General features: G+C 42.3%; 19 protein-coding genes and 2 pseudogenes. 10 read left to right on the top strand and 11 right to left on the bottom strand.

All coding sequences use genetic code 11. From position 1 onward, the window contains the following. Positions 1-8 precede the first annotated feature (8 nt). Complete coding sequence (locus PSI14_RS08750) at positions 9-1,214, top strand: MFS transporter (RefSeq protein WP_273575552.1); 1,206 nt, start codon at positions 9-11, stop codon at positions 1,212-1,214. A gap of 92 nt (positions 1,215-1,306) precedes the next feature. On the opposite strand, the gene PSI14_RS08745 is transcribed toward PSI14_RS08750, so the two are convergent. The 5 genes from PSI14_RS08745 to PSI14_RS08725 all read right to left on the bottom strand — a co-directional run bounded on the left by PSI14_RS08745 (position 1,307) and on the right by PSI14_RS08725 (position 4,914). Continuing rightward, positions 1,307-1,738: a carboxymuconolactone decarboxylase family protein gene (locus tag PSI14_RS08745; RefSeq protein WP_273575551.1), complete on the bottom strand. Its 432-nt coding sequence runs from the start codon at positions 1,736-1,738 to the stop codon at positions 1,307-1,309. Positions 1,739-1,960: 222 nt separating this feature from the next. After that, entirely contained in the window at positions 1,961-2,314 is a 354-nt protein-coding gene (locus PSI14_RS08740; protein ID WP_273575550.1) for a DUF805 domain-containing protein, read from the bottom strand. Positions 2,315-3,413: 1,099 nt separating this feature from the next. Beyond that, the gene (locus tag PSI14_RS08735) at positions 3,414-3,932 is read right to left on the bottom strand and encodes a hypothetical protein (protein WP_273575549.1); all 519 of its coding nucleotides are present in this window, start codon (positions 3,930-3,932) and stop codon (positions 3,414-3,416) included. Further along, positions 3,925-4,335 carry a hypothetical protein gene (locus PSI14_RS08730; protein WP_273575548.1) on the bottom strand — a complete coding sequence of 137 codons (411 nt, stop codon included), beginning with the start codon at positions 4,333-4,335 and terminating at the stop codon, positions 3,925-3,927. The genes PSI14_RS08735 and PSI14_RS08730 overlap by 8 nt, the downstream gene beginning before the upstream one ends. 186 nt (positions 4,336-4,521) lie before the next feature. Then, positions 4,522-4,914, bottom strand: coding sequence for a hypothetical protein (locus PSI14_RS08725; protein ID WP_273575547.1), 393 nt, complete (start codon positions 4,912-4,914; stop codon positions 4,522-4,524). Between the two features lie 236 nt (positions 4,915-5,150). Between PSI14_RS08725 and rdgC the strand changes: the two are divergent. The 3 genes and pseudogenes from rdgC (at position 5,151) to PSI14_RS08715 (ending at position 7,452) form a co-directional block, all read left to right on the top strand. Continuing rightward, a pseudogene (gene rdgC / locus PSI14_RS20155) lies at positions 5,151-5,480 on the top strand (recombination-associated protein RdgC). A 1,064-nt stretch (positions 5,481-6,544) separates the two neighbouring features. Continuing rightward, complete coding sequence (locus PSI14_RS08720) at positions 6,545-6,994, top strand: hypothetical protein (RefSeq protein ID WP_273575546.1); 450 nt, start codon at positions 6,545-6,547, stop codon at positions 6,992-6,994. Continuing rightward, positions 6,991-7,452, top strand: a complete 462-nt coding sequence (locus tag PSI14_RS08715) for a hypothetical protein (RefSeq protein WP_273575545.1) — start codon at positions 6,991-6,993, stop codon at positions 7,450-7,452. Before PSI14_RS08720 ends, PSI14_RS08715 begins: the two co-directional genes overlap by 4 nt. A gap of 246 nt (positions 7,453-7,698) precedes the next feature. Here PSI14_RS08715 and PSI14_RS08710 read toward each other — a convergent pair. The 5 genes and pseudogenes from PSI14_RS08710 to pldA all read right to left on the bottom strand — a co-directional run bounded on the left by PSI14_RS08710 (position 7,699) and on the right by pldA (position 13,166). Then, positions 7,699-8,354: pseudogene (locus tag PSI14_RS08710) on the bottom strand (IS6 family transposase). Positions 8,355-8,481: 127 nt separating this feature from the next. Continuing rightward, positions 8,482-9,282: a sugar/pyridoxal phosphate phosphatase YigL gene (yigL, locus tag PSI14_RS08705; protein WP_273575544.1), complete on the bottom strand. Its 801-nt coding sequence runs from the start codon at positions 9,280-9,282 to the stop codon at positions 8,482-8,484. A 21-nt stretch (positions 9,283-9,303) separates the two neighbouring features. Continuing rightward, positions 9,304-10,302, bottom strand: coding sequence for a lysophospholipase L2 (pldB, locus tag PSI14_RS08700; protein ID WP_273575543.1), 999 nt, complete (start codon positions 10,300-10,302; stop codon positions 9,304-9,306). Positions 10,303-10,329: 27 nt separating this feature from the next. Continuing rightward, positions 10,330-12,156 carry an ATP-dependent DNA helicase RecQ gene (gene recQ / locus PSI14_RS08695; protein WP_273575542.1) on the bottom strand — a complete coding sequence of 609 codons (1,827 nt, stop codon included), beginning with the start codon at positions 12,154-12,156 and terminating at the stop codon, positions 10,330-10,332. A 149-nt stretch (positions 12,157-12,305) separates the two neighbouring features. Beyond that, positions 12,306-13,166, bottom strand: coding sequence for a phospholipase A (gene pldA / locus PSI14_RS08690; RefSeq protein WP_273575541.1), 861 nt, complete (start codon positions 13,164-13,166; stop codon positions 12,306-12,308). 221 nt (positions 13,167-13,387) lie between these two features. Between pldA and PSI14_RS08685 the strand changes: the two genes are divergently transcribed. The 5 genes from PSI14_RS08685 to PSI14_RS08665 all read left to right on the top strand — a co-directional run bounded on the left by PSI14_RS08685 (position 13,388) and on the right by PSI14_RS08665 (position 21,588). Continuing rightward, positions 13,388-13,873: a thioesterase family protein gene (locus PSI14_RS08685; RefSeq protein WP_273575540.1), complete on the top strand. Its 486-nt coding sequence runs from the start codon at positions 13,388-13,390 to the stop codon at positions 13,871-13,873. A 515-nt stretch (positions 13,874-14,388) separates the two neighbouring features. Then, positions 14,389-16,290, top strand: coding sequence for a type VI secretion system Vgr family protein (locus PSI14_RS08680; protein ID WP_273575655.1), 1,902 nt, complete (start codon positions 14,389-14,391; stop codon positions 16,288-16,290). Between the two features lie 82 nt (positions 16,291-16,372). Continuing rightward, positions 16,373-16,792, top strand: coding sequence for a DUF1795 domain-containing protein (locus tag PSI14_RS08675; RefSeq protein ID WP_273575539.1), 420 nt, complete (start codon positions 16,373-16,375; stop codon positions 16,790-16,792). A 12-nt stretch (positions 16,793-16,804) separates the two neighbouring features. Next, positions 16,805-21,229, top strand: a complete 4,425-nt coding sequence (locus PSI14_RS08670; protein WP_273575538.1) for an RHS repeat-associated core domain-containing protein — start codon at positions 16,805-16,807, stop codon at positions 21,227-21,229. A gap of 11 nt (positions 21,230-21,240) precedes the next feature. Beyond that, positions 21,241-21,588: a hypothetical protein gene (locus PSI14_RS08665; RefSeq protein WP_273575537.1), complete on the top strand. Its 348-nt coding sequence runs from the start codon at positions 21,241-21,243 to the stop codon at positions 21,586-21,588. 145 nt (positions 21,589-21,733) lie between these two features. On the opposite strand, the gene PSI14_RS20150 is transcribed toward PSI14_RS08665, so the two are convergent. Then, positions 21,734-21,871 (bottom strand): SymE family type I addiction module toxin, encoded by a 138-nt coding sequence (locus PSI14_RS20150; protein WP_370688838.1) that lies wholly within the window; start codon positions 21,869-21,871, stop codon positions 21,734-21,736. A 268-nt stretch (positions 21,872-22,139) separates the two neighbouring features. Between PSI14_RS20150 and PSI14_RS08655 the strand changes: the two genes are divergently transcribed. After that, the gene (locus tag PSI14_RS08655) at positions 22,140-22,793 is read left to right on the top strand and encodes a hypothetical protein (RefSeq protein WP_273575536.1); all 654 of its coding nucleotides are present in this window, start codon (positions 22,140-22,142) and stop codon (positions 22,791-22,793) included. Positions 22,794-22,851 lie beyond the last annotated feature (58 nt).

Genomic DNA, 22,851 nt, shown 5'->3' with positions numbered 1-22,851 from the left:
ACAGCAACATGACCAGACGCATACCTTTTCAGGTTAGTGGATTATTGGCATTAAATGGTGTTTCTATTTTGGGAAACGCCATTACCGAAATTGCTATTCCATGGCTGATTTTGGAAATATCAGGCAGTCCACTATTGGTTGCCTCCGTGATGTCTGCAAAAATCCTTCCTCTGCTCTTTTCTGTTTTTTTTAGTGCACAATTGGTGGATAAATACGGGGCATACCGTATTTCTCTGTTATCTGATTTAGTGAATTTTCTCAGCGTGTTGTTGATCCCTGTATTTTATACCATGGATATCCTGCACTTTTACCTGCTGGCTGTCTTACTAATATTCTCCACTATTTTGGATGCTCCAGGACGTTTGGCAAAAGACGTCATGCTGGCTAAAGAGATCAAACAGAATAAAAGCGAGCATGAGTTAATCAATGGGATCAATAGTACTGTTGAAAATATTTGTGATCTAATCGGCCCCATCGTTGGTTCTTTGATTATTGCTATGCTTGGTACAATCAACGCCTTGTATTTCGATGCGATCAGTTTTTTTGTCGTGGCATTGGGACTGATCATCCTGAAAAAACATTTTGTCACCAATATCAATGAAGTGACTAAAACTCCCTCTCTACCACACCATTATTTTCTTGAAGCATTCAAATACATTACATCTGAGAAAGAGATTTGCGCCGTACTTCTAATTAGTGCAATAGTGAATTTTGTGATTACACCGTTTTTGATCATTTATTTGCCATATGTGAATAAGCAAGAGTTTAATTCTGTTTTAAGCCTCGGTGTCTCAATAACTTGCTTTGGTGTGGGAACAACGCTTTCTTCATTACTATATAGTGTTTATGGTAGATATTTTTCCAGCAACCGCATTATCATTACTGGTTACAGCTTATTTATACTGAGCCTGATATCTCTGAACCTATTTAACGGACAATATGCCTTATTCACTCAGCTTTTTGTTATTGGCATTTGTATTGGTTTTACTGGGCCAGTCGAAGTCACTCTGATTCAACGTCAAGTACCCGAAAATTTGTTTGGCAGAATAATGACATTATTTTCCTCCACGCGATTCCTTGCAGTGCCTGTTGGATATCTTGGTTTTGGTACGCTGCTGGAATCCAGTCTTGCCAGACAAACGCCATTGATAATGGCAGCTATAATAATAGGGGGATTAGTGGCTTATTGGTTGATGCGTAAAAGAGCCAAATAAAACATATCTTCTTTTTCTTTCAAGTTGCAGCTTTATTGGCAGCACTGCAACTTGAAGCCTACCGGATATATTGCAGAATGAATAACATCACATTACTGACGCATTCCGATTGCAAGCCGATTCATCCCATTCATAAGCGCAATAGCAAAGGTCAAATCAGAAATTTCCTGATCCGTGAAATAATCTTTCAAGGGGAAATAAGCATAATCGTCTGCGTGTGTTGTCACAATATGAGTAAGAGCTTCCGCCCATTCCAACGCTGCCTTTTCACGAAGGCTAAACTGACTACTGACTCGCCATCCAGCTAATTCAGCTAACCGACGTTCTGTTTCTTGGTGTTCCCGCAAAGCTTGAGAATGTTTATTTAAACAGAACGAACACCCATTGATTTGGGATACTCGCAAATAGATCAGTTCAATTAACGGTAAATCTAGCGAGCTTTTTTCCAACCCTTCTTTTACCGCACGGAACCCCTGCAATAGTTCTGGAGATAAATTGTAGTAAGCAAGGCGTAAATCATTCATAAATAATATTCCTTATCTTGAAATCGCAAGAACTATATTCCAGATAAATTATTTATGCAAAGAACATAATTATTTTTTTATAAAAAGTCATTTCCCCAAAAAGAAATCAATGAAATAAATTATACAATTAATAAAAATCAAAAAACGCCACTAAAGGATGAAGTGGCGTTTTATATTACATGGCAAACTAAATTTTTAACTCATACTATATACCCTGAGGCATTAGGATAACTTTTTCGGATCTTCTCCGTAATCATTATCGCCAGCCGTTCCCTCCAGGCAGAAAAATATTAATAAAATAATATTGGCAAATGGAATCAGTAACATCAATAACCACCAACCAGAATGATTAGTATCATGAAGGCGGCGCACTGCTACAGCCAGACTTGGAATAAAAGTGAGAATCCCATAAATAACCAACAATCCAAAACCAGCGCTTTCATCAATGACTGTTCCCAATACAAATAAAGCTATAGAGATAATAATATCAAATAAACGGAACATCCAATATTCTTTACGACGGGCACGCCCTGAAAATTCAGCATAATTTTTTAAAACACTAAAATACCAATTCATAATATCACTTGATTGTAGTTAATTTATGTAAAAGAGAAAGAGCAAACTATAAAGGATGACGGATCTTACACTTACTTATCTTTTAAAGTCTACATCCCATTGCTGGTTGATTAATCCTTCATTATTTATGCCATTATTAGATAATGAATTAAAAAACACTTACAAATGCAAAATTAAAAATAGAAACAACATAAATATCTCTAACGCATATCAAAGTTACGTATAAATCGATCAGTAAAATAAAACCAATTGTTCTATTATTAATCTAGATTAGATTATGATTTATTTTCATAAAAGTAATTAATTATGTTATTTATGAAAAACCATTAGTATAGATATGAAAATATCTATTTTACCCTCTAAAAATCAAAAAATGCTTTGTTATTAGCATAATAATTTACATAAACTCAACATAAAATTATCATCCAAGAATAAATTACCAATATTCTCAAAACCCTTACCATTCGAAATGACATGAAAATTTTATCCGGTCGGCCTTGGTTTCTGATAGCATTTTTTTTGATATCCAACTTCTTTTCATCAAAAAGGGATAGCTAAACCTATAAACGCAATAACTTACTTGTCATTCATACCGCTGGTGGTGGCATATCTATTACTAACATGGCAAGCGGATCGTGTATAGGGATGAATGAAGCGGGTGATGTATTCCACAATGCTACAGGTGATTTTTTCTTAATGTGGGTGGAAAAACAACAGTGAGATCTAAGGGAGAAATAGTATTTGAGAGCGATGAAGGATTCACAGCGAAAGCGCCTGCATTTAACTTCTCACAGTAATAATGTTGTATGACACCTACCGATCAAATACATAATATATGGAGTAGTGGCGGGTAGCTGCAATAACCGCCAACGTTTAAACGGCCACTTCTAATGGGTAATTAGTTAGGGGTTGATTTTTGTATGAGTTACAAAATAGTATTCAGCAATAAATACCATTAACCAACTCTTTAATGAGGCTGAACAAATGGGAGATTTTGTCAACACTGATACGTGAAATAGAAACAGGGCTACAGACGCCCTGTTTCAAATACCAATAATTCCTGTAATTAGTATAGTATTTTTGCTTTCTTAAACTATAACTATCCATCTTTACCTCGATGCCCATCAAGCCCACCGTTTTCACCGCCTTTACCACCCTTTCCACCTTTACCACCTTTACCGCCATTACCACCATTTCCCCCATTTCCAGAGCCGCTTCCGTTTCCTCCTTTACCGCCGTTTCCTCCGTTATACCCCCCATTACCACCATTACCACCATTGCCCCCACGCCCACCAGAAGAGTTATTACCATTTCCCCCATTTCCCCCTTTTGCCCCATTTCCTCCAGAGGATTTTGAACCTCCACCGCTATCACCACCTTTACCACCATCACCGCCGTTAGAATTATTTCCTGAACCTGCATTACCTCCATTACCTCCATTACCTCCGTGGCTTCCTTTTCCTCCATCACCTCCATTACCTCCATTACTGCCATTTGAAACAAGGAGGTAGTTATTAATATGGGAAATTTGTTTTGCTAATGAAATGGTTGAAGCATGTGATGCTTCTGAGATAGCTAATGACATTAGAATAAAAAATGATAATTTTAGATTATTCATAATCCATCTGCCCCTCTGCCACCATTGCCACCATTAGCATTGCCATCACCGCTACCAGATGCACCGTTACCACCATTCCCACCTGATTGCCCTGGATATATCCCATCCCCACCATTGCCTCCATTTTTGCAATTGCTATCAGGTATCCCGTTTTTACCGTTTTGACCAAACTTTCCATCCAACTTATTACAATCATTAGCATTGCCATCACCACTACCAGATGCACCGTTGCCGCCATTCCCGCCATTCCCGCCATTCCCACCAAGTGCACCGTTACCGCCATTCCCACCTGATTGCCCTGGATATATCCCATTCCCACCATTGCCTCCATTTTTGCAATTGCTATCAGGTATCCCGTTTTTACCGTTTTGACCAAACTTCCCATCCAACTTATTACAATCATTTATTTTTATAGGAAGTTTACTTTCAGCCTTTGCATGCGATGGTACAAAAGGAAAACTGAATATAGATACAGCTATAATTATTGTTCCTAGTTTCATTTTTAAATTCCTCTATGAAATAGAATTTATTCTCACAAGTAGAACAACGCAACTTATACCTTTGAATAATAAGCTGCGTTGTTTTTTATTTAAGCCTTTTTATTTCCATTACCATTGCCTGTTCCATTAGCATTACCACTTCCATTTCCATTGCTACTTCCATTTCCATTATTACCACCATTACCGCCATTACCGCCATTACCGCCATTACCGCCATTACCGCCTGGAGAATTATTGCCATTTCCACCGTTACCACCAGGTGAACCATTGCCTCCATTAGCATTACCACCCCCATCACCTCTTTTACTATTATCTCCTTTATTATTACTAATGAGTATATAAGGTGATATCGTTTGTTGTTTTTCTAATGTTTTTACAGGACGTTTATATGATAATTCAACTGCTTTTGCTGCTGATATTGTTGGAATTAATGCCAGTGTTGATATTGCTATAATTATTCCTGATAAGTTTTTTGATTTCATGATTATTCCTTTTAATAATTTATATTCAATATTTTTTAAATTTGGAAATTATTTAAAATAATACAGTGCAGTGAAGATTTTCTATTGCAATATAAATGTGACATGTTTTCGTTAAAAACAAGTAAGAGAAATGTAAATTAATCAAAAGTATATAAGATATTAATTTTTATTAATGTGTTTAATTGTTATTTATAAATTTTTTAGTTTCCAACTTTGATCAAAGTCTAATGGATTAAATTTACATAGGATCATCAGTAACATGCCGAAAACTCCGTCGCACTGAGATATCTCAAATCAAAGATGATGTATTCCAAGAGCTGTTACCACGAGCATTTACGAAGTGAAGTGCAACTCAAATATGGATCGATATAGATAACGGTTTAATCTCAATTGACACAATCTCCCCTCGCATAGCAGAAAATGCCCTGGCACTTTTGCGCCGTACTGCCCGTTGTGCCTATTGTAACAAAAAACCATTTGAACAGATTATGACTGACTGGCTAAAGGACGCGAGTACCATTCCGGCAAAATTACGTCTGAGTGAAAAAATCCGAGCTAGTTTATGAAGATGGAGAAGTTCATTTTAACAAAGAAGATATCCTTACCAACATGGATAGAAAAAAACCAACTGGTGAGGTTGGCTTTTTGTTTCTTCTCATTTAAGTTCTCTACGCTATGACGTAACTTTATAGCTTTGAAATTCAGTGCGAGCCTTCATAAATAACTACTACCTTGATTAAGTCAGATCAAACTTTGAGTTGGAAATAATCTCGTTATAAGCAAGAACAATCTGAATTTATTGATAATCACTTTGTAATACGGGCATTTCTAGGGCGTGTTGTCGGGGTCCGCTTGGAATTCGGAAATTATCCCACGTTAAGAGTTTTAAGCTTAAAGGGTGATTGCATCCCTATGAGCGCAACCCCTTACCACAAAGGATGTACGTAACGATCAGCCTGTCCTTTAATGGTTTTGCTTACTTTCGGACACTCGGTCAGCATGGTGTCCGTAATAGTTCGGTTTCGGACGGAAAAACACTACGGTTTGATAAATCAGGTAGTTGCTAGTGTCAACTTGGCTAAAAAATAGCCTTGGCGTGGTTTATTTTCCGTTTTCTAAGCGGACCCCATATAGGTGACCATAGTTTTTATGCTCTCGTGTGGATGCTGGTCGTTTGATTCGTGTTGGTGCGAAGAAAGGAGGCTATTGGCGGGTTGGATAAACAGGAGAATGGGCCATGTATTTTATAAGTGCTTATTTTCAACTTATTAAATACATGACCCACTTAAGCTGGTATGAAAATAATAAAATGATCCAAATAGGTTTCGTGTAATATTTCATTATGGAAATTTTATTTACTATCAATGGCATAATTTATTTATTAAATTCAATTAAAATCATTATAAATCAGAACGCTTATATTTATAAACCAGTAAATCATTAATTTATTATAAATTAAATTCAGATGGTTATTTAAAAATTAATCTAAAAAAACTATTTTCTCTATTTAAATTAATGCTGTAGTTTCCAATATCACATCTACGTATTTTGTACATTCTGAGTTACCGTGTGATGGAAAATACCTCATGTCAAAGCTAAATGGAAAATTTTTATTTTAAAATAGGAAACAATGATGAAAAAATTATTCGTCGTCATTCTGACGATCTTTTGTGTGGCATTCGGTTCGCTGTCTCATGCAGCTTCTTCGGCAGACCACTATAAAAAATCCTGTAAACATAACGTTGTTAATGAACTTAAAAAATTTAAAAGCAAAACATTCCAGTTTGGAAACAATACTTTTAAACTAGAAAAGAGTGGGATGAAACATATTCTTGAGCGGCATCACCCTTATTATTGGGATGGTTCAACGAAGCCTAAACAAAGTTACTTCACTTGTGATATGACAGTAATAAACATTGCTGACGCTATTTATAGTATAATGAAGCAAAATAGAGATACCTTAGTAAAAAAAGGTCATGTTAGGCGTTTGCAAATTATAGGGACGTACAAAGGTAAAATATATACCGTAGGGTTTAAACGTGGAAGAGTAGGACAATTTTATCCTGAGAAAAAAGAATGACAAATATAAACATAAATACATATATAAAAGTTAAAGATGAATTCATTGATTTTTATCAATATGAAGGAGATATAAAAAAAAGTGATTATGTTGATGGAGTATTGGAATTAACCATCAATGGTAAACCTCTTATAGATAAATCTATGTGGGATGATATAATTGATCTTTGGAGCTATTTATCTGAGGGTTTATTTTTAGTCTATGAGAATAAAGAATTTAAATGTTATTTCCCAGATCAGCCAATAGAAGTGAAATTTATCCCATTAAAAGGGCATCGACGAGTGTGTGTAAGTGTAAATTGCCACTCTGAGGTAAAAACATCTATTGAGAAAAATGAATTTTTAATTGCGATGAGGGATCACGCAATCAAGTTCTTTGAAAGGCTAGAATATTTAAAGCCATCAGAAATGGGCGAATGTGCATATAGCATAAAGCTGTTAGAAAAAATTAAATTATAAATGTTCTTAATACAAGGCTTTGACCGTTATCGTGACGGTCATTTTTTTATCTGAGATTGTCTAAATTCGTGTTTATAGGTGTTTGCCCGAACGCTAAAACTAAATTCCGTTTTCCAAGCGGACCACTGTATCGTCTCGTCCGATAACCAGTCTAGCATAAACGGCGAGTAAATTAGAGTTATGCATAATAAGGGTTCTGTCGCATTAAATGAATCATCCTGAGCGATAATGAGGTATGTTTGTTCTTTATACTGACAAACGATAAAATTGTTCAGCCGCGGATAATCGTTCACCCTCCTCTTGCCGATACTGGTCTTTTCGAAGCATGGCAACGAGTTCGATCCCCGCCAGTCACGTTTGTGCCCGGCGGAACGATTTAAATCCCAGTATAGGACGTGTTCGCCGTTTGACGTGACGATGATCTTGTTCGATAAGATTATTCAGGTACTTATTTTGCCGGATTTCAATCCCCTGCTGAGGCGATCCTTCCGCATTGAGGAGGGTGAGCGCGGCGGTATTGGCCCCACTTTTATCGATAGTCATGACGGCGGGGCTGCCGTTGCATCGCGGCGAGCGGTCAGCAGGAAGTCAATCGTCTGACCATCAGTATCGACCGCCCGGTAAAGGTATTTCCACTGACCTTTCACTTTGATATAGGTTTCATCCCTCCGCCATCGGGAGCCAACGGGCTTTTTGCGTTGTCGAAAAGCCTTGCTGAGCAGGGGCACCAGACGTAACACCCAGCGATGTATCGTCGCGTGGTCGACGAAGAGCCCCCGTTCTGCCATCATCTCTTCCAGATTGCGTAGGCTCAGCGCATAAGCGAGATACCAACGGACACCTTGGGCAATGATATCGACAGGATAATGGAGGCGTTTAAACGCGTTTCGGATCAGGGACACCGTTCTGGACTCGCTCAAAAACAGGGAAGCTTACCTGATTTCCGCTAATACGACAGAACCATAATTTCACCCTTCTCAGCCTGGAAACACACCACATCACCAGGGCATTAGATTCAGACGATTAGCGTCAAACTTGATACATTTCCCGCAAATAACAAGAAACAGCATCATCAATATTGGAACCAATAACTTCCATATCAGGTAGGATGTCTTTCAAGCGCTGGTGCGCTCCCTGCATAATGCAGCCCTTGCCTACCACACTCAACATTTCCCGATCATTCATACCATCACCAAAAGCAATGCAGTTACTCAATTGATATCCAATCGATTGACAAACTTGCTCTAACGCATGCCCTTTAGAAACACCACCAGCCATCACCTCCAAGCAATTTCTCAGTGAAAAGCTGACATTGACCCTTTCCCCCCAACGCGCTTTAATTCTCTCTTCCAAATCCAATAAATAATCATGATCTTCGCTGGTGTAATAAACCTTGCACACGCCATCAGTGAGAAAATTATCGCGTTGAAAAAGCTGATAATGGAAAACTGACTCCTGAAAAAATTCTTCCTGTTCAGGGGCTTCCCTATTCATTAACCAATCATCGTTATTGAAGTAATTTGTCAGGATATTGGGATTATCAAACTCCAATAAACATAAATCATGGGCAATCTCAGGATCTAAGTTATGGCTGAATACCAATTCATCCTGAATATTGTGAACTCTTGCACCGTTAGATGTGATCATATAAGCATCAATGCCCAATCCATCACGGATCTGCCCCACATCAACATGATGGCGCCCTGTTGCAAAAATAAAATGAATTCCTTGCTCCGTCAGCAAGTTCAGCGTTTCCTTGGTATACGGGGTTAATTTATGGTCGGGAGACAACAAAGTGCCATCTAAATCTGAAGCAACAACATGGTACATGGTTATGGTTCCTAAACTGGATCAGTTCTGGTCAAAAAAATCACAAATTGCATTGAGCGCCTGCGCCCGCAATGCATCTTCTTCGAACAAGATTTCGTGATGAGCCCCTTGGATAATTAGAGGATTTTGTTCTTTTTTTCCTGTTTCTGCTTTTTGGCGTGACTCACAAAAAGCCAATAGCTCCCGATTACTCACTACCTTATCTTCACTCGCTTGCAAGACCATGAGTGGGTTCTGAATTTTACCTGCATTTTCAATCAGATTATCCCCCATCAGCATACTTTCACGCATCCAATGATAAGTCGGCCCTCCAAGGCGCAATTCAGGATAATCAGCACAGTAACGCAAATAACGCTGGTAACGCGCATAGCTGTGCGTTAATAAATTAATAAAATAAGGTAATGGTTGCCATTGCCCCGTTGATAGAGCATAAGCAGTACGCCTTTTGAAATAGGGTTCCGCCTGATCAACCAGAATATTGGCCAACCAACGAGGCATCGGTAAATGAATACCAAACATTGGTGCACATAGCACCACAGCACGAAAAATCGGCTCTTGGTAACGCATCAGAAAACGGCTCAAAATCGCACCGCCCATTGAATGGGCCAGTGCATAACAACGATGAGACTGACGGGGAGCCACTTCAAGATCAATAAATTTAGCTAAGTCATCTACATAATGATCGAACTCTTCGACATGGCCTTTTTGTCGATCATCCAACATTCGCCCAGAACGACCTTGCCCGCGATGGTCAATAATAAAAATATCGTAACCCAAGTGATAAAAATCGTAAGCCACTTCAGGATATTTCACATAGCTTTCACTTCGGCCGGGCAAAATCACGAGTGTTTTGTCGTGGTAGGGGGAGCAAAAGGAGACATAATGGATGGGAACATCATCAACCCCCATAAATTGCCTTTCTTCCCTCGTTAACCAAAAATCCAGCAATAATCCATTTGTAAAGGCAGAGAACTGAGATTCACGGTTTAACCAGCTTGCTTTCAATATCTCAGGCACCATTCATCATCCTCTGTTATTATCCTTTGGTTACTCAAATCCTTCAAAATGCTCACTGATCAACGCCATAAATGCATCTCCAAAACGTTCCAGTTTCCGCTGCCCTACACCATTAATCAGCAAAAGTTCATTTGGTGTTATTGGACACTGTTCTGCCATCTCAATTAATGTGACGTCATTGAAAACGACAAAAGGTGGAATGTTGTTTTCATCAGCAATGGATTTACGTAATTTGCGCAATTTGGCAAATAATTTGCGATCATAGTTCCCACTGTATGATTTGTTTTGCTGATTGCGGCTTTTCAAGTTCTGGATGCGTGGAACGGCAAGTTGTAGAGGCATTTCACCGCGCAATACAGGCCGTGAAGCCTCCGTCAGTTGTAGCGCAGAATAGTTGGCGATATTTTGATTAATCAGCCCCAAATGAATGAGCTGACGCAAGACACTCATCCAATGTTCCTGACTCTGCTCTTTACCAATGCCATAAACAGGCAATTTATCGTGCCCAAAATCTCTAATGCGTTGATTATTCGCGCCGCGCAGCACTTCTACAATATAGCCAATTCCAAAACGTTGTCCAACGCGATAGATGCAGGATAGCGCTTTTTGTGCCTCCAGCAGACCGTCGTAACGCTTGGGGGGATCAAGGCAAATATCACAATTGCCGCAAGCTGTTTGGTGGCTTTCCCCAAAATAATTCAGCAACACCAGACGCCGGCAAGTCTGTGCCTCTGCAAATGCACCCATCGCATTGAGTTTATGACGTTCAATGTCCTGTTGTTCACCAGCCGCTTTTTCTTCCAAACAGCGACGCAGCCACGCCATATCGGCAGGATCGTAAAACAAGACTGCTTCTGCTGGTAAGCCATCTCGCCCAGCCCGGCCAGTTTCTTGATAATAAGATTCAATATTGCGGGGAATATCAAAGTGCACAACAAAGCGCACATTAGGTTTGTTAATGCCCATACCAAATGCTACGGTTGCCACAACGACCTGCAAATCATCTCGCTGAAAAGCATCCTGTACCCATGCACGTTGGTTGTTTTCCAGCCCCGCATGATAAGGTGCAACACTTAGCCCCCGCTTTTGCAAACGCTCCGCTGTTTCTTCCACTTTAGTACGGCTATTACAGTAAATAATGCCGCTTTTGCCTTGCTGGCTACGGACAAATACCCAAAGCTGATCAAGCGGTTTGTATTTCTCCACTAAAGTGTAGCGAATATTGGGACGATCAAAGCTGCTGATATGGATAATCGGCTCATGCAACTCCAATAGACGCACGATATCCTGGCGGGTAGTTTTATCTGCCGTCGCCGTTAGTGCAATCACAGGAAGATCGGGGAAATGGCGGCGAAGTTGCCCTAATGCTCGATATTCTGGACGAAAATCATGTCCCCATTGAGAAATACAATGGGCTTCATCAACAGCCAGTAAAGCGGGTTGCCAATGGTGAAGCTGATCAAGAAAGTTATCCGTTACCAACCGTTCAGGGGCGATATAGAGCAACTTGATGATCCCTTGGCGGCAACGTTGGATGATATCAAATTGCTGTTCACGACTTTGAGTTGAGTTCAGGCATTCCGCTTCAACTCCATTCGCACGTAGCTGATCAACCTGATCTTTCATCAATGAGATTAATGGAGACACAACCAGAGTCAGCCCATTTTTAACCAATGCGGGAATCTGGTAACACAGCGATTTACCGCCGCCCGTTGGCATAATTACCAGACAATCGCGCCCATCAAGAACGGCATCGATAACCTGCTGCTGTCCCGGACGAAATTGCTGGTATCCGAATGTTTTTCGTAATGCTTGTTCAGCCAGCGATGCCGTGCTGATGAGTTCTGCGGTAGACACGCCTTTCCTCGATCGTTAGAAGCTAATCCCTGAAAAAGCCTAAAAATCAGGCTATAAAAAATACAGCCGCGATCCAATCGCCTGTATATAATGCAATTTCACTGTAAGAGTCATTACAGTATAAAGAGTCGTTACAGTATAAAAAGCAGTTACAACATATCATTTAGCATGACACCGATACCAAAGCGGGTCTGCTTGAAATTGTAGTCAATCATTGATTCGCCATAACCGCTGAAAAACTGGGTATAAACACGAACATGTTTCGATATTGGATAACTCCAACCCAGCTCTCCACTACCATAACCGCAGTTCCAGTTATAGCGCCCTTGAGCGGTAAACACTCTCTCTCCCCAGGTATAACCCACTTTCAGTCGGTAATATCCCATATAGCGGTTCATGTCCAAGTTATCGTCACGACGGGAGCTTTCGGGTAGCCGATACCACGATTTCAAATCCACCTGCCAATTGCCATTCTGTGCCATGAAGCGCGAGTAAAGCCGATTCCAGCTACGGGAAGTCGCTTCTGGCCGCCCGTTTGATTGATGATTAAACCCGGCCTCAATTTCCCGCAAGTGCCAGCCAGCAAATTCATAGTCAGTTAGCCATGCCAGAAAAAGTTGTGGTTCATAATTCGTTTCACGAAACGGAGACGATTCCGGTTTATTACTGAGCTGCCACCATGAACGCTGTGTATAAGAAGCGCCAAGCAACGAATTCTCTCCAGCAATTCCCCGCCACAATGGAAAGCCAAAACTTATCTGAAAACTGACTTCATCTTTGCGGGCGTGATCTGCCCAATTATAGCTATGAATAGCCGGTTTATTAATATGGCTCCCGTAAGTATAAATAATGTAATTCGTATCATAGGGATAGAGCATTAACGTAGACTCTTGCTCACCCAACATCATCGAGAGCACGCTCCCTCTCACTTCACCAACCTGATTGTCTGCTGCATGAGCCAATGGCGATAATAAACCGATAATAACCAGTATATTCCATAACAAGCGCATTTCTGGTTTTCCTATTGTGGTAATTTCAAACTAAAAAATTACTGCTTATTCTACACACTATATGGTTATTTTTTGTAGTCTGTTTTTTTTCCATGAATTGTTTTTCGAAGCGCTTCACAGACTGGCAAATTCGATAATGAAAGCATAAACTTAACAAGTTATTAACCATAAAGATCCATTTAATATCAGTCGGTTTTACTTTCATTATCAGGAAATCCACCATGGAAAATATACAGCAAACAGACACAACCTTAACTCCAGAAGAAGCCCGTAAATTTATTGGTGAAGTGTTTGTTTATCATATGCCATTCAACCAACTGTTAGGTCTCGAACTGCTCCGCTTCGAACAAGACTACGTAGAATTGCAATTTCGCTATCAGGAAAAATTGGTTGGTAATATGGTGCATAAAATTCTGCACGGTGGTGCGATCGCTTCCATCTTAGATGTTGCAGGAGGGCTGGTTTGTGCAGGCAATGCACTGACAGCAATCGAAACTCTCACAATCGCAGAGATCCAAAAACGTCTCACGACATTGGGCACTATTGATTTGCGCGTGGATTACCTGAGACCCGGACGTGGTGAAGTATTTACCGCCAGTTGCAACATTATCCGCGCTGGTAATAAAGTCTCTGTCGCCAGAATTGAATTACATAATGAGAAACAAGTGCATATTGCCAGTGCAGTGGGCACTTATTTGGTTGGTTAATGTTTTTTAATCATTCCAAACAGCCATATTTACAAACACTAATATCCATCAAACACTAATACCCAACATATTGATTTAAATTAAAGGAATGTGCCAGCAAAACACATTCCCTTTTCATTGATACTGACAACTGCCAAACCCACCCATTTCCATCCCCATCATTCGTTTATAATTTATTGATTTACATAAATTATTAGGTGATTTAAATCACATTAGACAGATCATCTATCATATAGTTTAAAGGAGTGATATATCCTTCTTTGTGTTATCTGAACGACAAAACGTTGAAGTTTTTGAGGTAAGGACATATGGATAGTCGCTTTCGTTGTCGGTTCAGGCAAGAATGCCGTATCCCTCTGCCAGATGATTATCAAGAACAGACCGTCAACATTCTTATCGTCCTTAATGTCCCCCCGCATTAAACACTTTCCGCTACCACTCTAAAAAAGCACAACTGGTAGCAGAATAACGCGCTCATGATAGCGCTAAATATGGGAGAACATATGTCATTGAACATGATAGCGCTAAATATGGGAGAACATATGTCATTGAAAAAGGGCAACCTGTCTTCTAGCGGCCTCCTGTTCACGCTAAGTGCAGGTGGCCTATCGCCGAAAACCTTTGTAGTTACTGATTTCACACTGACAGAGAGCCTATCGCTCCCCTTCCAGCTTGATGTTGGACTGGCGAGCGCCAACCCTGCCATTGATTTTTCAGAGATACTCGACCGCTCAGCAACACTGACCATTTTGCAGGAAGGAGTCGAACAACGCAGCATCAGCGGTATGGTATCCCGTTTTGAGCAAGGCAATATTGGCTTGCACCAAACCACCTACCAGATGAGCATTCGTCCTGATCTGTGGCGTACGACATTACGCCAGAACTCGCGCATTTTTCAACAACTGGATATTGAAGCTATCGTCACCACCATTTTGAAAGAACATGGCATTCGGGACGTGGTGTTCAGCCTACGCCGTCCACATCCAGAACGGGAATTCTGCGTTCAATATCAGGAAAGCGACTTTATTTTTCTCCAGCGTTTGACTGCCGAAGAAGGCATTTTCTACTTCTTTGAGTGCAGCAATGGACGCAACACTCTGGTATTTGCCGATGATGCAGGTTCAGTACCACTGGGGATCGAACTCCCCTACCAACCCAGCGAAAACGGATCTACAGGGGAAATCGGTGTCAGTAGTTTAACTAGCAGCGCACAAGTTAAACCTGCACAAGTTCAGCTCAAGGATTACACCTTCAAAAATCCAGCCTGGGCAGCAGAATTCAGCCAGCAGATGAAAGAAGACAATCTGCAACAACTCTATTACGAACACTACGACTATCCTGGGCGTTTCAAAGACGAGCAACACGGCACAGACTTTACCCGCTACCGCCTCGAAGCACTGCGCAATGATGCCATGACAGGACAAGGCAGTGGTCGTGCCATTGCTGTACAACCGGGACGTTTATTCACGTTGAGCAACCATCCACGCGAAACATTGAACCAACCGTGGCAGGTGATCACAGCCATCCATACAGGCGATCAACCACAAGCTTTAGCACAAGAAACAGGAGGAGATGGCACTACACTGCATAGCCAATTTAATTTTATCCGTCAGACCCAGACTTGGCGCCCTTCACCGCTACCAAAACCAATTGTTGATGGCCCACAAATCGCCAAAGTTGTCGGTCCCGTAGGTGAAGAGATTTTCTGTGACCAATATGGTCGCGTCCGCCTCCAGTTTCCATGGGATCGCTATGGTCATAGCGATGACCGAAGCTCCTGTTGGATTCGAGTGACTCAGCCATGGGCGGGACAAGGCTGGGGCATGCTCGCCATTCCCCGTATTGGCCAAGAAGTTATCGTCGATTTCCTGCACGGCGATCCCGACCAACCTATTGTTATTGGCAGAACCTACCACGCCAGCAACATTCCACCGGGTGGATTGCCGGGCAGCAAGACCCAGATGTCTTTCCGTTCCAAAACACATAAAGGTGAAGGCTATAACGAGCTGTTGTTTGAAGATGCAAAGGGAAGTGAGCAACTGTCCCTTCATGCCCAGAAAGATATGAATACCACCGTCCTCAACGATATGAACACTACAGTTCTTAACGACCGTACCACACAAGTGAAGCATGACCACACTGAAAGTATCGGTAACAATCAGGTGATATCGGTGCGCAAAGATCGCATCAAAGAAGTTACCGGCGAGGAAATCAGCACTATCCACGGCAACCGACAAGTTACGGTGGAAAAAAATAGCCAGTTAAGCGCCAAAGACAACATTTCTATCAAATCCGTCAACGGTGGCATTGAGATTAGCACAGCCGGAGCCAGCATCACATTGGACAAGGAAGGCAACATCCATCTCACTGGCAAAAATATCATCATCAACGGTAAGGATCAGGTTCAGTTGAACTAAGCCATGACGATTCAAAACAGACCATATCAGCCAATAAACACTCACAGAACACGATAAAACAGAGTGATAAAGGAAGACTCCCATGAATAAACCAGTCTACCAGATGAACGAAGGAACCCTTGCTATTCCAGTTAACTGGCGTGATGAATCAATGCACGTGTTTGTCCTGCCAGACGACAGTGGCATCAATTTGGTGATTAACCGCACACCTGTGCCAGTGGGTTCCGACCACACCGCTTATTACGCCCAAACATTGGCACAGTTTGAAACCCATCTACCCGGTTATAAAGAACATCAGAGGCTGGAGATAGAACTCAGCGGTGCACCAGCCTGGCGGCTGGATTATCAATGGCAAAGCCCTGAGGGCGAGATGCACCAGACTGTAGTGTTACAAATACGGGGGGATTTGCTGCTGGCTTTTAACCTGACTTCTCCACAGCCGTTTGAGGAAGGGCAGCGTAACGCTCTGCTGACAGTTGTCAGTAGTTTCCAAGCGACCTGACTGGAGGTCAGTATGGGACTGATGGATGAAATTGTTACTCGCACCGCACGGGTAGGTGCAACCCATGCCGGCAAACACCTTCTGCCTATGGAGCGAGAACTGGGGCCTGCTGCGGCACGTGAAGGAGATCCTATTCAGCACAGCAGTTTTTTAGGGGCACTTGCAGGTGCTGTCGTAGGTGCGCTGATCGGTGCTGCGATCTTTGGCGCAGCAGCATTGCTAATAGGTGCAACTGGTGGGCTGGCTACGGTAGCTATTATGGCGCTTGGCACCCTAGGTACATTCGCATTTAGCGGTTTGATAAGTCGAGCCAGTTCAGCAGTCACGGATGCAGTAAATAGCTGTAGTCCGCCAGATGGTGTTCTCGCCAGCGGTTCACCTAATGTCTTTATTGAAGGTAAACCAGCGGCACGGGCAGAGCTGGACACAGCAGATTGTAAAAAACATTCAGCACCACGCATCGCTCAGGGCAGTGAAAGTGTGTTTATCAACAAAAAGCCTGCCGCGCGGATCAACGATAAGTTGGAATGTGGCTCGACTATCAAAGGTGGTGCAAGCAAAGTATTTATTGGCTCAGGTCAAGGTACGTATCTTGATATACAAGAAGAATTCTCATTCTGGCAGCGTGCATTACTCGTTGCAGTGGAGTTTCTCGTTCCACCATCACGGGGCGCGGCAAAAGGCTTTGTAAAACTGTTCACTAAAGCAGGTCGGCAAGCTGTTCTCAAGGGCGCTCAAAAAGGTGCTCAAAAAGCTGCAAATATCGCCAAGGGTAAAACAATAAGTTGCGCTAAAGCTGCTTTCAAACAAAATAAGGGGCTGAAGCGTTATACGCAAAGTACCAAAAAATTTTTTACCGGCGATCCGCTAGATGTCACCACGGGTTTTCTGTTTGACCAACGCACCGATATCGAATTGGGGCAAACAGTGCCACTGCAATTTATACGCAGTTGGTCACCCGGACATCGTGGGTTGTTGGGGGAAAACTGGCTGGATAACTTCTCTGAATGTGCCCTTGTCATCGGGGATCGGATAGAAATTCTGACGACAGAAGGCGCCTCACTCCACTTTGCCCTACCAGACAGTTATGACCACAGCATTAACCCCGAACACCCTAATTTCAAACTGAGCCGACATCAACAGGGGCTTATCCTGAGTGATCGCGACAGTTCAATCAGTAAATATTTTACCTTTCCCACTGCTACAGAAAATGCCACAGAGCAAAACGATACCCTGTGTTTGCGGCTGACTGAACACCGCGACCACAACGATAACAACATTTGCTTCCATTACAGTGAGAAACAGCAACTAATAAAAGTCATCCATAGCGATGGCCCCGAATTAGTTCTGCTGTACCGTGAAGATGGGTTACTGGAAGAAATTCGTCGTATTGATAATGGCCTTAATGAAGTGATGGCTCGTTACGGCTATCACAATAACGGCCGGCTGGCCGATGCAGACAGTACACAAACATATCACCTGTTTTATGAATACAATCAGCAAGGGTTAATTAGTCGCTGGTCTGACAATGATCAGACTGCGGTGGATTACGTCTACGATAAACAGGAACGTTGTACCTATAGCGTGGGTTCTGGTGGCTTCTATCCCGTCCATCTGTCCTATGAACCGGGTATCACCCATTCAACCACGCCACAAGGCCATACGACCACCTGGCATTACAATGATCAGCAACAAGTTACACAGGTAAAAACACCGTGCGGCAGCATCACACGTTATGAATACGATGCGTGGGGAAATTTGCGCCGACAGATTTTACCGAAAGGTGAAATTATTACCCTCGACTATCTCTCAGATACCGGATTGGTGACCGCCTTTACCAATGCCATCGGCGCAACTTGGCATTATCACTATGATGATGCCGATCGTCTTATCAGCATGACTGATCCACTCGGGCGTGTTTGGTGGCAACAGTACGATGATAAAGGCAATCCTGAATGTTTTATTGCACCAGATGGACACAAAACTACCCTGACCCGTAATGAATTTGGGCTGGTGATCACCGTAGAAGATAGTGACGGGAATACACGCAGTTGGGAATATGACCGCAATCAACGTCTGACTAAATTATTCGATGAAGAGAATCGCAGCCTACAACTGGGTTATGACAGTCAGGATCGCCTGCGACGGATGACCACTGGCGGCGGAGCACTTTGGCGCTGGGATTACGACCGCCATCACCGAATCTCCTTAAGTGACCGTCCTAATAATAGCTTTGAGCGTTTCCGCTATGACCGCCACGCTAATCTGACCGAATGGACAGATGCCCACGGGGTAACATGGCAGATTGAATACGGGCCATTTGATTTACCTGTATCACGCGTAGATGGCGAGGGTCACCGTTGGCAGTACCGCTATGATCTCGACAATTTGCAATTGTTGGAAGTCACCAACCCACAAGGGGAAAGCTACTGCTATACGCTGGATGCAGACGGGCGGGTTATTACCGAAACCGATTATGCTGATGCCCAATGGCATTATGCTTATGATCTCAACGGTAACTGTATTGAAAAACGCGACGCCTTAGGCAATATCACTCGCTATGAGTACGATGCCGCACAGCGGCTGACAGCCATACAGACGCCCGAAGGAACCACCAGCTACTGCTATGACATTATCAGCCGCCTGCTGGAAGTCACAGCACCTGACACAATCCCGCTGACATTCGAATACGATGAGCAAGACCGTATTATCCGGGAAATTCAGCCACACGGAGAAATTCGCCACGAATATCCTGATAACACGACAACAGAAAGGCAGCTCCATACACCAGATGGCCGACTCTGGCAGGCAAAAACAGAAGTAAATAAGGTTGGAGAGCTTAATTTACTGACTATTAATGGTAGTCATACCCTGACGCTCGAACGGGATGAGGATGGGTACGAATGGCATCGCCAGTCCGATAAGGGTTTTATCCTGCGTCAGGAGCATTCGTTAATGGGGCAGCTCACTTCCCAGCGTGCCGGACGTAACACGCAAATTTTTGCAGCCCATGAAGTGGCCGATATCCCGCAACCCACATTGGCGGGGCTAGATCGTGAATATCGTTACGATGATGTTCTTAATTTAATAGCAGCGAATGATGATCGGCAGTGGCTACGTTATGTAGTTAATGGTAATGGACAAGTAACTTCAGTCAGTGACGGTGAACGGTTACGGGAACATTATCAATATGATGCCTGCGGTTACCCATCCCGCCGCTTTGACGGCCTTAATGAGATAGACGGGGAACGGCTCTACCAGAAAGGGCATCGGCTGAGGCGTTTGGGACAACATCTACTTGAGTATGACGATGCAGGCCGGATGACGGCAATGCAATTATGGGAAGAAGGCCATCGTCCTGCTTTGACCAAATTTCGCTGGAACAGCCAAAATCAGTTGATTTCGGTACTGACGCCGGGCGGCCAGCAGTGGGAATATCGCTACGATGCCTTTGGGCGGCGCACGGAGAAAGTGTGCGAACAGGCAGGACTGCGCACGACGTATTTGTGGGATGGTGATGTTCCGGCTGAGATTCGTGAGTATCGTCACCACCGATTGCACAGCATCCGCCATCTGGTGTTTGATGGCTGGCAATTGCTGGCGCAGCAGGTTCAGTTTTTTACCCCGAATCCTGAAAACCGTGATGAGCTGATTTCTGGGGAGATCCAGACACACTATGCGGTATGTGCCCCGACAGGGGAACCACTGGCGCTGTTTGATTCACAAGGGCATCGGATCTGGCGCCAATCCGTGCATTCTTTGTATGGTTTACGTCTTGGAGTTGTGGGAGAAAATTCACAATTTGATCCCGGACTGAAATTTGCCGGGCAATGGCTGGATGAGGAGAATGGGCTGGTCTACAATCGGTTTAGGTATTACTCACCGATAGCAGGCTGCTACCTGACGCCCGACCCGATTGGGTTGGCTGGGGGTGAGAATCCGTATGCTTACGTTGAAAATCCGACGGATTGGATCGATCCACTGGGGCTAGCTGGATGTCCAAAAGCTTTTGGAACACCCTATAAGCAATTGTCACAGAAAGCCAAATCAGGATTCACTAAGAGGATTAAAAACGGAGACCGATCAATTACGAAGCAGGAATGGAAAAGATTGGAGTGGAATAAGCGCTTAGATGCTAGAAGGCAAAAAGGAATTGATGATTTTTGGGCTATCGAACGCTCAAAACTGAGTCAAGGTCTGCCCGGATCTAGAAGTTGGAATGAAGCAGCTAGAGATACAATTTTAGCAGGTGGACAACCTAAGGGAATATTCTCTCATCACAAGTATAGTGTATCGAAATATCCTCAGTTAGCTAACGATCCAAATAATATAGCTCCTGTCACGTTCTATGAGCACTTCTTTAAATGGCATGGTGGAGCTTGGTGGAAACCTTCACACGGTGTTCCTTTGAATCCGAATATTCCAGACTCTTTTTAGAGGAATGAGATATGGCTATTGCATTAATCATTAGAAATAATGGGGATAATAAGGCACGTTTAGTCAACGTTATCCGTAACTGTGTAAATATAAGCATAAATTCGATCCTATCTACAGTTGGTAGTGATGCCCCTGTTTTTGTTAAAGAATTGTTTGATGATATACATGAACCAGAGTTCCCAGAAAAATTGATGGCAATGATGAAAGGATTGGATCAATTAAATGTAAATTATTCTATTTATGAATTAGTTAGTGATCAAGAATATGTAAATGAAGGCATATATTACGAGATCACAATTGATAGATTAAAAAACATGATATCTACAAGGAAACGTACCATTAACCAACCTTGGAATTAAAAAATTAAACGTCCGGTAATTTATATTACCGGATACCTGTTCTATTTGATTCTTTATCCTGCCTGATAATCCCCGATTAGTTCCCGCATCCTGAGCTTAATCTCACAGAGCTGATCTTGCTGGCACGGGTGGTCGCTGTCGGGGATCAGCACCAGACAGCCGTCCATAATTTAAACGGGGTCAGAGAGCCGCCAATATCAAAGCCTTCTGCTTTAAGCCACTGCCCTTTAAGATGTATTGCTGGCGGCGGGTTGGGCCTGCCGTTCTGCGGCACATATCCCACGGTGTAATAACGTTCGGTTTTGGCGGTTTTTTAAATAAAACCCCAGACTATATTATCGATATAAGCCAGCATAAATAAACCAATCGCCAAAACATTCACAACAACTATTAACAGCTCGCCACTTTGGGTATATGATGCCCAACTATAGTAAACAAACTTCCAACAGCAGCTAAGCTGAACCTATCTTAACCATTGTCAAAAATCAATAACCCGAAAATTCTCTCAATATATTATTTTTAATATCAATTAATCAACATGAGAACAGGTTATGAATCCAAGAACTAAAGTAGAACAAGAGATCCTCGCAGGTAAACCTGTCTCTGCCGTTGTCTATATCTGGTATCCCTGCCGGAGTTTCCCTTTTGGACATGCTTCTATTTATATAGGTGGAGTGCCACAATATCCTTCGACCGATTTCAGTTCAGATAATCCATGCCCCTCAAATATGCCGCGGTGTTCAACAGGAACAGATGATAACTATGTTAGTTTCCTTGCAGAACCAGATATACCGCGAGGAACTTTATCATGTGCAGGAACCCTTAATAGTTTTCAAGCTGATTTTGTAGATACCCCCCATTTGGAATATCGCCTGATTGGTTTAGATGTTGAAAAAATGCAATACCAAAAGCGCGAAATCTATAATGGGAAAATACATGGCACTTGGCGTATAAGCCACAGCTATAATTCCATTAATAAAAATTGTTCAACAATGGTTGCTAAAATATTAAAAGCAGGTGGAGTGGAACGTTTATTAAATATAGTTAAAAGAATAGGTTATGCCAAAAATTTATATTGGACACCTAAAGATATCGCTCAATTATGTAATGAGTTAAGAAATAATGGTAAAGCAGTTAAAATAAGGGGATTAGATTGCCCAGATAAACTGGAATCACCATTTAAGACGTTAATGGGATTTAGATAGATATAATAAAATACATTTATCTATTACCTCACCAATAGCATGATTAAAATTAAAGGAG

Source organism: Xenorhabdus anantnagensis, assembly GCF_028598555.1.
Classification (GTDB): Bacteria; Pseudomonadota; Gammaproteobacteria; order Enterobacterales; family Enterobacteriaceae; genus Xenorhabdus; species Xenorhabdus anantnagensis.
This window is presented reverse-complemented; position numbering and strand designations above follow the sequence as displayed.

Bases quoted from the DNA above. Each gene is read 5' to 3' on its own strand.
- PSI14_RS08750 (WP_273575552.1), top strand. From the start codon at position 9: ATGACCAGACGCATACCTTTTCAGGTTAGTGGATTATTGGCATTAAAT.
- PSI14_RS08745 (WP_273575551.1), bottom strand. From the start codon at position 1,738: ATGAATGATTTACGCCTTGCTTACTACAATTTATCTCCAGAACTATTG.
- PSI14_RS08740 (WP_273575550.1), bottom strand. From the start codon at position 2,314: ATGAATTGGTATTTTAGTGTTTTAAAAAATTATGCTGAATTTTCAGGG.
- PSI14_RS08735 (WP_273575549.1), bottom strand. From the start codon at position 3,932: ATGAATAATCTAAAATTATCATTTTTTATTCTAATGTCATTAGCTATC.
- PSI14_RS08730 (WP_273575548.1), bottom strand. From the start codon at position 4,335: ATGATTGTAATAAGTTGGATGGGAAGTTTGGTCAAAACGGTAAAAACG.
- PSI14_RS08725 (WP_273575547.1), bottom strand. From the start codon at position 4,914: ATGAAATCAAAAAACTTATCAGGAATAATTATAGCAATATCAACACTG.
- PSI14_RS08720 (WP_273575546.1), top strand. From the start codon at position 6,545: ATGATGAAAAAATTATTCGTCGTCATTCTGACGATCTTTTGTGTGGCA.
- PSI14_RS08715 (WP_273575545.1), top strand. From the start codon at position 6,991: ATGACAAATATAAACATAAATACATATATAAAAGTTAAAGATGAATTC.
- yigL (WP_273575544.1), bottom strand. From the start codon at position 9,282: ATGTACCATGTTGTTGCTTCAGATTTAGATGGCACTTTGTTGTCTCCC.
- pldB (WP_273575543.1), bottom strand. From the start codon at position 10,302: ATGGTGCCTGAGATATTGAAAGCAAGCTGGTTAAACCGTGAATCTCAG.
- pldA (WP_273575541.1), bottom strand. From the start codon at position 13,166: ATGCGCTTGTTATGGAATATACTGGTTATTATCGGTTTATTATCGCCA.
- PSI14_RS08685 (WP_273575540.1), top strand. From the start codon at position 13,388: ATGGAAAATATACAGCAAACAGACACAACCTTAACTCCAGAAGAAGCC.
- PSI14_RS08680 (WP_273575655.1), top strand. From the start codon at position 14,389: ATGATAGCGCTAAATATGGGAGAACATATGTCATTGAAAAAGGGCAAC.
- PSI14_RS08675 (WP_273575539.1), top strand. From the start codon at position 16,373: ATGAATAAACCAGTCTACCAGATGAACGAAGGAACCCTTGCTATTCCA.
- PSI14_RS08670 (WP_273575538.1), top strand. From the start codon at position 16,805: ATGGGACTGATGGATGAAATTGTTACTCGCACCGCACGGGTAGGTGCA.
- PSI14_RS08665 (WP_273575537.1), top strand. From the start codon at position 21,241: ATGGCTATTGCATTAATCATTAGAAATAATGGGGATAATAAGGCACGT.
- PSI14_RS08655 (WP_273575536.1), top strand. From the start codon at position 22,140: ATGAATCCAAGAACTAAAGTAGAACAAGAGATCCTCGCAGGTAAACCT.